This window comes from Pseudomonas sp. 05N434, from assembly GCF_056396965.1.
On sequence record NZ_JBFTMK010000212.1, the window covers coordinates 1 to 7,736 of the forward strand.

General features: G+C 62.0%; 7 protein-coding genes and 1 tRNA gene. 2 read left to right on the forward strand and 6 right to left on the reverse strand.

Going from position 1 to position 7,736, the window contains the following annotated elements; translation table 11 throughout:
* Positions 1 to 482, forward strand: a 482-nt coding sequence (locus AC1DLB_RS15005) for an isochorismatase family protein (protein WP_477785202.1), incomplete at its 5' end; no start/stop codon positions are given.
* Positions 483 to 531: 49 nt separating this feature from the next.
* Positions 532 to 1,884, forward strand: coding sequence for an OprD family porin (locus tag AC1DLB_RS15010; protein WP_086944280.1), 1,353 nt, complete (start codon positions 532 to 534; stop codon positions 1,882 to 1,884).
* A gap of 18 nt (positions 1,885 to 1,902) precedes the next feature.
* On the opposite strand, the gene AC1DLB_RS15015 is transcribed toward AC1DLB_RS15010, so the two are convergent.
* The 6 genes from AC1DLB_RS15015 to AC1DLB_RS15040 all read right to left on the reverse strand — a co-directional run.
* Positions 1,903 to 1,998 (reverse strand) — tRNA-Sec (locus tag AC1DLB_RS15015).
* Between the two features lie 6 nt (positions 1,999 to 2,004).
* Entirely contained in the window at positions 2,005 to 3,924 is a 1,920-nt protein-coding gene (gene selB / locus AC1DLB_RS15020) for a selenocysteine-specific translation elongation factor (RefSeq protein ID WP_477785203.1), read from the reverse strand.
* Positions 3,921 to 5,369: an L-seryl-tRNA(Sec) selenium transferase gene (selA, locus tag AC1DLB_RS15025; RefSeq protein WP_477743094.1), complete on the reverse strand. Its 1,449-nt coding sequence runs from the start codon at positions 5,367 to 5,369 to the stop codon at positions 3,921 to 3,923. The genes selB and selA overlap by 4 nt, the downstream gene beginning before the upstream one ends.
* Positions 5,370 to 5,618: 249 nt before the next feature.
* Complete coding sequence (gene fdhE / locus AC1DLB_RS15030) at positions 5,619 to 6,557, reverse strand: formate dehydrogenase accessory protein FdhE (protein ID WP_477743093.1); 939 nt, start codon at positions 6,555 to 6,557, stop codon at positions 5,619 to 5,621.
* A gap of 4 nt (positions 6,558 to 6,561) precedes the next feature.
* Positions 6,562 to 7,215 (reverse strand): formate dehydrogenase subunit gamma, encoded by a 654-nt coding sequence (locus AC1DLB_RS15035; protein WP_477743092.1) that lies wholly within the window; start codon positions 7,213 to 7,215, stop codon positions 6,562 to 6,564.
* Positions 7,212 to 7,736: formate dehydrogenase N subunit beta transmembrane domain-containing protein (locus tag AC1DLB_RS15040; RefSeq protein ID WP_477785204.1), on the reverse strand; the 525-nt coding region annotated here is incomplete at its 5' end. The genes AC1DLB_RS15040 and AC1DLB_RS15035, both read right to left, overlap by 4 nt.

The following is a 7,736-nucleotide window of genomic DNA, read 5'->3' on the forward strand; positions in this document are numbered from 1 at the left end:
CGACCATCCTCACCACCGTTGCCGAGAAAAGCTTCTCCGGCCCGATCTTCGACGAAATCAAATCGGTGTTCCCGGAACACAAAGTGATCGACCGTACCAGCATGAACACCTGGGAAGACGAGCGCATTGCCGTTGAAGTCAACGCCATCGGCAAACAAAAAATCGTCCTGGCCGGCCTGTGGACCTCCGTGTGCATCGTTGGCCCGGCACTGTCGGCCCTCGACCAAGGCTTCGAGGTGTACTTCATCGCCGATGCCTGTGGCGATGTCTCCATCGAAGCCCATGAAATGGCCGTGCAACGCATGATCCAGCTCGGTGCCCGCCCAATGACTTCGCTGCAATACCTGCTTGAACTGCAGCGCGACTGGGCACGCACCGAGACTTACGACGAGACGGTGAAAACCTCCATCGCCAACGGTGGTGCCTATGGTCTGGGCCTGATCTACGCCAAGACCATGTTCCATGCCTCTGAAGGCCATTGAGAATAAATAGCGACTCTTCGGAGTCGCTGTTTCAAGCGGGAGATCCGTCATGTTTTCTTTACAAACCCTCCCGCGCATTTCCGGCAGGAAGGACGTACCCAGGGCGTCCTTCTGGCTCTGCGTGTTTTTTGCCGGAACAGCCCTGGCGGATGAGGCACCGGATTCCGCGCAAGGATTTCTCGAGGGCGGGAAGCTTGAGGTGCTCAGTCGAAATTTCTTCCTCAACAGCGACTACCGCTCACCCCAGCCTTCGGGCAAGAACTACAAACAAGAGTGGGCTCAAGGCTTTATCGGCTCATTTGAATCTGGATTCACTCCCGGCACGCTAGGTTTCGGCGTCGACAGCCACGCGTTTATGGGGCTGAAGCTCGACGGCGGCAAAGGGCATTCGGGAACCGGGTTACTGCCGCTGGACAGTGACGGTCGCAGCGAAGACAACTATTCCAGTGCCGGTGGCGCGCTGAAAATCAGGGCCTCCCGAACCACCCTGGCCTTCGGTGAAATGACCGTGGAAACCCCGGTGTTCGACACCTCCGACAAACGCCTGCAACCGGAATACGCCACGGGCTTTCTGTTGAACAGCAACGAAATCGACAACATGAAACTGGTGGCTGGTCATTTCACGGCGTTCAAGAATCAGGACAACACAACAAGCAAGGGCAACTTTTACGGCTACGGCGCCAACACCGAAGCTGGTGGCATCACGTTTCTGGGCACCGACCTGTTCACAAACAGTCCTGTCGGCGGCGCGTTGTACGCCTCCGAGCTGAGCGACACCTGGCGCCAGTATTACGCCAACCTGCACCTGAAACAGTCCGCCGTGTTCCTCGACGCCAACCTGTACCGCACGCAGGACACCGGCAAGGCACTGGCCGGTGCCATCGACAACACCGCCTACAGCCTCTCGGGCAAATACACCCTGGATGCCCATGCCTTCACCCTGGCCTGGCAACGCATCAATGGCGACACACCGTTCGACTTCGTCGGTGGCGACTCGATTTACCTGGCCAACTCGATCAAGTACGCCGACTTCAACGGCGCCCACGAACGCTCCTGGCAGGCACGCTACGACCTCGACCTCGGTGCTTATGGCATCCCCGGCCTGAGTTTCATGACGCGTTATGTCCGGGGCAGCGACATCGACGGCACCCGTGCGCCCAAGGGTGGGGCCTACAACCCGTTCGACCCGACCATTGGCGAGTACGTACCTCAACAGGGCGATGGCGGGCGGCATTGGGAGCGCGACATCGACCTGCGCTACGTCGTGCAGTCAGGCTCCGCCAAGGGGTTGTCACTGCAACTGTCCCATGTGTCTCATCGGGCCAACACCGCTCAGGCGGGCGATGACATCGACAGGGTTTACGTCGTCATCCAGTACCCGCTGACCTTCGGGCACCTGTGATCGACGTCACCGTGGAAATGGCGGAAGGCAGCCGGAGTCGAACCTGCCCGGGAACGGATGCCGTCCCCAACCGGGTTTGAAGCCCGGCCGCGCCACCGGGCGCGATTGCCTTCCTTGAAGTCAGACTGCGGTTTGTTGGGCCAATGCATTGTCGAGCCGGATATGGCGTCGATCGCCAAAGCGGCGGGTCAGGCCGAGCCGGTCGAAGTATTCAAGAATCTGAATACTGCGCTTGCGCCCCAGGCCCACGGCATCGCGAAACCCGGCGACCTGGATCACCGGGTTATCGCTGGCCAGTTGCACCAGCATAGCCGCCAATCGGCGCAGCAGCGTGTCGGTGTAAAACAGGTCACGAACGATTTGATGCAGCAGTCCCAACCGGGCCATCTTGCGCAGCAGCAGGCGCACGGCAGCCTCGTCATGGCCAGTGGCTTTGGCCAGATCACGCACCCACGGCGGATCGAAACCCGCCTGTTCGAACAACGGCTGCAATTGGTGCCAGAGGGCTTCGTCGTCCTCGCTCAAGCGCACTTGGTGATCGGGTAAATGCAGCCACGGGCCGCTGGCCGCCATTGCACCACTGGCCAGTAATTCGTCGATCAGGCTGATAAAGGTCGACCGTTCCAGCACGCTGCCGGCGAAGCGACGCAGGCGATCCCGGTCTGGTCCCATCTGGTCCGGTTCGAGTTGATGAAAGCGTGCGAGGTGTTCCAGCAGCGGTGCTTTCAGCGCTTCCCAACGCACCGCGCTGAACAACAACGGCCCCTGTCGAGTATCGATCAAGCGCACGTCATCGGGTAATTGCCAAGTCTGGCGCGGACGGTTGAACTGGCGCTCCAGGCGCTGCGGATCGAGCCCGGTGTCGCTGTTGGCCAGCAACGCCGGCAGTGCCGCTTCCAGGCTATTGGTGGCGGACAGCGCTTGTAGCTGCGCCAATCGCTCAGGGCTGCGACGATGTCGGGCCGGGGCGAACGGGTCCAGCACTTGGCCACCGCCAAGGGTGCGTTGGGCGCTTTGGTCGCGCAGGATCAAGCGGTCGCCCTTCACTGCCAACACCGGCGCATTGACCAGCAGTTGCGCGAACATCTGCCCGCCCGGTGCCAGGCTTGCGCCTTCCAGCAAGGCCACCCGCCCCGTCACGTCCTGAGTTCCAAGATGCACATGCACCGGTTGAAAGTGTTCGAAGCTTCGCGCTTCGCTGGTCAACACCCTCAACTGGATATCCAGACGCTGGGTCGGCGCATGCAGCCATTCGGCCACCAGCCAGTGGCCACGGTGGATCTGCYCCAGGGCCAAACGCTCGGCACTCAGGTTCAGCGCGACGCGCTGCCCGGCCATTGCGTTGTCAGCGGCCTGGTTTTGCGCATGCAGACCACGTACTCGCACCGGTTTGCCCTGCGGGCTCAACATCAGCGTATCGCCCACTGTCACCTGGCCGGACAACGCCGTACCGGTCACCACGATGCCGGCGCCGGCTACGCTGAAGGCCCGATCAATCGCCAGACGAAAACCGCCGCCGGTGGTGCGTTGAACAACCTCATGCTGTGCATCCAGCAAGGCTTGGCGCAGTGTCTCGATGCCCTCGCCAGTGACACTCGACAGCGGGATTTGCGGCGCGCCGGCATACGGGCCGGGCGCCAGTAATGCATCGATCTGCTCACGAACAGCCTGCACCCGAGCCGGGTCAACCCGGTCGCACTTGCTGATTGCAATCAGTGCCCGAGGGATGCCCAGCAACTCGACAATCGCCAAGTGTTCACGGGTTTGCGGCATGACGCCGTCATCGGCCGCTACCACCAGCAACACCAGATCAATCCCCTGAGCACCAGCCAGCATGTTGTGGGTGAAGCGCTCATGGCCGGGCACGTCGATAAAACCGGTCAGGGCGGCGCCCGGTTCCAGCGCCGCATAGAGATAGCCCAGGTCGATGGTCATGCCGCGTTCGCGTTCTTCGCGGCGACGATCACCGGCCTGCCCGGTCAGAGCCTGGAGTAAGGAAGTCTTGCCGTGATCGATATGCCCCGCCGTGCCGACAATCACCCGTCCCGGCCCTCCTCCTGCAGTTGATCGAATGGCGCCAGCTGATTGAGCTGCGCCAGCCACGCGGCTTCGTCGTCGAGTTGACGCAGGTCGAGCCACAAGGCGTCATCGTCAATGCGACCGAGCACCGGAATGGGCAGTTGCCGTAATGCTGCCTCCAGCCCTAGCAACCGTCGCCCACGCAGGCGTTTGGAAACGTTGGGCCGCAGGCATAACGCGGCGCTGGGCAATCGAGCCACGGGTTGGCTGCCACTGCCGATCATGCCCAGTGCCAGCACCGCGCTGACGCTCCAGCCATCGCCCAACACCTGCGCCAATGACGGTTGCAAGCGTTCGGCCTGGGCGAGGATGTCGGCTTGGGGCCGGGTCAATAGACGCAGACTTGGCAGTCGTTCGGCCAATCGATCGGGATCGCGGTACAGCGCCAATACGGCTTCTAGGGCGGCCAGGGTCAGTTTGTCGACTCGCAAGGCACGCTTGAGCGGGTTCTTTTTGATCCTGGAGATCAGGTCTTTGCGGCCGACAATCAATCCGGCCTGAGGCCCCCCAAGCAATTTGTCGCCGCTGAAGGTGACGATGTCCGCGCCATCGAGCAGTGCCTGGCGCACCGTCGGTTCGGCGGGCAACCCCCAGCGTGTCAGGTCCAGCAGGCTGCCGCTACCGAGGTCTTCGAGCAAGGGCAGTCCGTGGCGGTGAGCCAGCTGCGCCAATTCCGCCGTTGGCACTCTCGCGGTGAAGCCTTCGATGCTGTAATTGCTCGCGTGTACGCGCATCAGCAGACCACTGCGCGGGCCGATGGCAGCCTCGTAATCGCGCGCATGGGTGCGGTTGGTGGTGCCCACCTCATGCAACCGCACCCCGGCGCGGGCCATGATGTCGGGAATGCGAAACGCGCCGCCGATTTCGATCAGCTCACCTCGGGAGATGATCCCTTCCTTGCGTGCGCCCAAGCTGTTGAGCGTCAGCAACACAGCGGCGGCGTTGTTGTTGACCACGGTGACTGCTTCTGCGCCGGTCAGTTCGCGGATCAAGCCTTCGATCAAATCGTCCCGGTCGCCGCGCTTGCCGCTGTGCAGGTCGAATTCCAGATTGAGCGGATAGCGCGCAGCCCGTTGCACCGCTTCAATGGCTTGTTCCGGCAACAACGCACGACCGAGGTTGGTGTGCAGCACCGTGCCGGTGAGGTTGAACACGCGGCGGATCTGGCTGCGATGCTGAATTGCCAGACGCTCACCTGCCCTCCCCGCTAATACGTCGGGGGCGATTTCAATGGCAGCGAGTTCACCGTTGTGCACCGGCTCGCGCAAGTCATCGAGCAATTGCCGCAGGCCGGCCAGCAGTGCGTCGTGTCCGTAACGCTCGGCCAACGGTTGGCAGGCGGGATGGCGTAGCAGGCTGTCGATGGAAGGCAGCCGCAAGGTTTTGCCGGCGAGTGTTGCGGGCATCAGAGGCTCCCGGAAGCGATTGACCGTCGCGTCTGAGTGTAGCCGCTGGGCTCCCCGCTCGAGTGCTGTTCACTTTCAGCCGCGACGCACTCCTTGTAGCAGCTGTCGAGCTTGCGAGGCTGCGTTCGGCTGCGCAGCAGTCGTAAAATCACCATTGCGGTGTGTCAGGTGCACCATGGTTGCCGGACTCACGACTGCTTCGCAGCCGAACGCAGGCTTCGCCAGCTGCTACACATCGTAGCGTTGGAGCTACTGTTCGCCTGTTACCAGCAGCAGATTGGGCGCTGGTCGCTGGTAACCTTCCTGCTCCAGGCGCATGTCCAGCATCAGGCTGGACAGGTCCGCCGACAGGGCTTCGGCTTCGGCGTCGTTTTCCAGGTAGATCAGTTTCAGGTAGCTGTTGCAGCCGGGACAGACCTCCGCCCGCAACGGCGCCTGATTGGCGGCGTGGCGATCATCCTCGAAGCTGACGTATTCAAGCCCCTTGCTCTGTTCGCAATACACGCATTTGACCCGCACCACATGCCATTCGCAGGCACACAACGAGCAAACTAGATAACGCAAGCCGTTGTATTTGCCGCGATGACGAATCACCCCGGCCATCGCCGGTGAACCGCAGGCCGGGCATTGGCTGAGGCTGTCGCCATGCTGGCGCTGCAGATGGAGTTCAAGGTTAGGCGTGTTCAGCAGCCAATAACTCCAGGCCGCTTGCAGCGCGGCACCGAGAAACGGCACCAGCGCTGCCGGCAGCATCGAGTACTGGCCGCTGACCAGGGCAATCGCCCACGCCTTGAGCAGCCCAGGGTTCGCACTGCGCAACGTCGCCACGGCGTTTTCTACCACCGAGTGTGGCAATGGCTGATAGCGCTGCAACAAGGCCTCGAGGTATGGCAGCCAAACGTTTTCGCGCACCAGACTGTCGGCGGCGAACGGCGGTAAGCCATGTTCTACGCACAACCGCAGGCGTTCGGGGTCGGGCATGGTCGCCACGAGCGGATCATCCATCAGCTGCTGCTGGACATGACACAACCCCGCGATCAAACGCAGATAGTCCGCCATGGGATGGCCGTCAGCCAAACGTTCCAGGCGCAACGCGCGCAGGGTGAACAGGTTGTTCGGCGGCAGGTACAAAAACGGCGGTGAACTCGCCGCCGCTTCTATCTGCCCAGGCTCGAGGATCGTGGCCAAGGGGTCATCCTTTTTTGCTGATCGGTCGCTCAGGGGTTTCGTCACCGGTCACTTCCCGGTACCAGAGCTCATGGTGTTTTCTCGCCCAGGCGCGGCTGACCCGGCCACGCACCATGGCGTGGACCGAACCGCGAATCCAGATACCCGCGTAGACGTGGACGATGATGCTCAGCACCAGGATGAACCCCGCCAACGCATGCAGCAGCATCGCCCAGCGAATGCTGGTAATGCCGAAGTAAGCACTGAACCAGGCGCGCCAGATCACCAGCCCGCTGAACAGCAACACCAGCATGCAGATCAGTAACACCCAAAACAGCAGCTTCTGTCCCGGGTTGTATTTGCCAATCGGCGGCACGCCCTCCTCCTCGTTACGGATCACATGCCCGACACGCCTGAGCCACAGCCGGTCGTTGGTGATGAAGTAGTTCGCCCGCCAGAAACTGCACACCAGGCCGAGGAACAGCACAAACATCGTCACGCCCAGGTACGGATGCAGAATGCGCGTCCACGAACCGCCGCCAAACAGGTTGCTGAGCCAGAACAACCCCGGATGAAACAAGGCCAGCCCCGACAACGCGGCCAAGAGGAACACAATCGCCACCAGCCAGTGGTTGGTGCGCTGGTTGGCGGTGTAGCGCAGGATCGGTTTGTCGTTCATGGCCTGTCCTCCCCGCCCGGTTTGGTCGGATCGAATGTGTGCACCGACGGATCGAACTCATGCACGGCGGGGTCGACGGTGGTTGGATGTTCGTCCTCCTCGACCAGTTGTGGCCCGACGCGCACGTAGTGGAAGAACCCGGCCAGCACCGCCGCGCCCATGGCCAACAGCGCCAGGGGTTTGCTCAGACCTTTCCACAGGTCCACCAGCGGACTGATCGCCGGGTGATCCGGCAAACCGGCATACAACCTGGGCGTGTCGGCATGGTGCAACACATACATGACGTGGGTGCCACCGACGCCCTCGGGGTCATACAAACCGGCGTTGTCGAAGCCGCGGCTCTTGAGGTCGACGATGCGTTCGGCGGCGTGTTCCTTCATGTCTTCCTTGCTGCCGAACACGATGGCGCCGGTCGGGCAGGTTTTCACGCAGGCCGGCTCCAGCCCCACCGCCACCCGGTCCGAACACAGCGTGCATTTGTAGGCCTTGTGGTCCTTTTGTGAGATGCGCGGAATGTTGAA

Coding starts and splice junctions, on each gene's coding strand:
- AC1DLB_RS15010 (WP_086944280.1), top strand. CDS start 532: ATGTTTTCTTTACAAACCCTCCCGCGCATTTCCGGCAGGAAGGACGTA.
- selA (WP_477743094.1), bottom strand. CDS start 5,369: ATGCCCGCAACACTCGCCGGCAAAACCTTGCGGCTGCCTTCCATCGAC.
- AC1DLB_RS15035 (WP_477743092.1), bottom strand. CDS start 7,215: ATGAACGACAAACCGATCCTGCGCTACACCGCCAACCAGCGCACCAAC.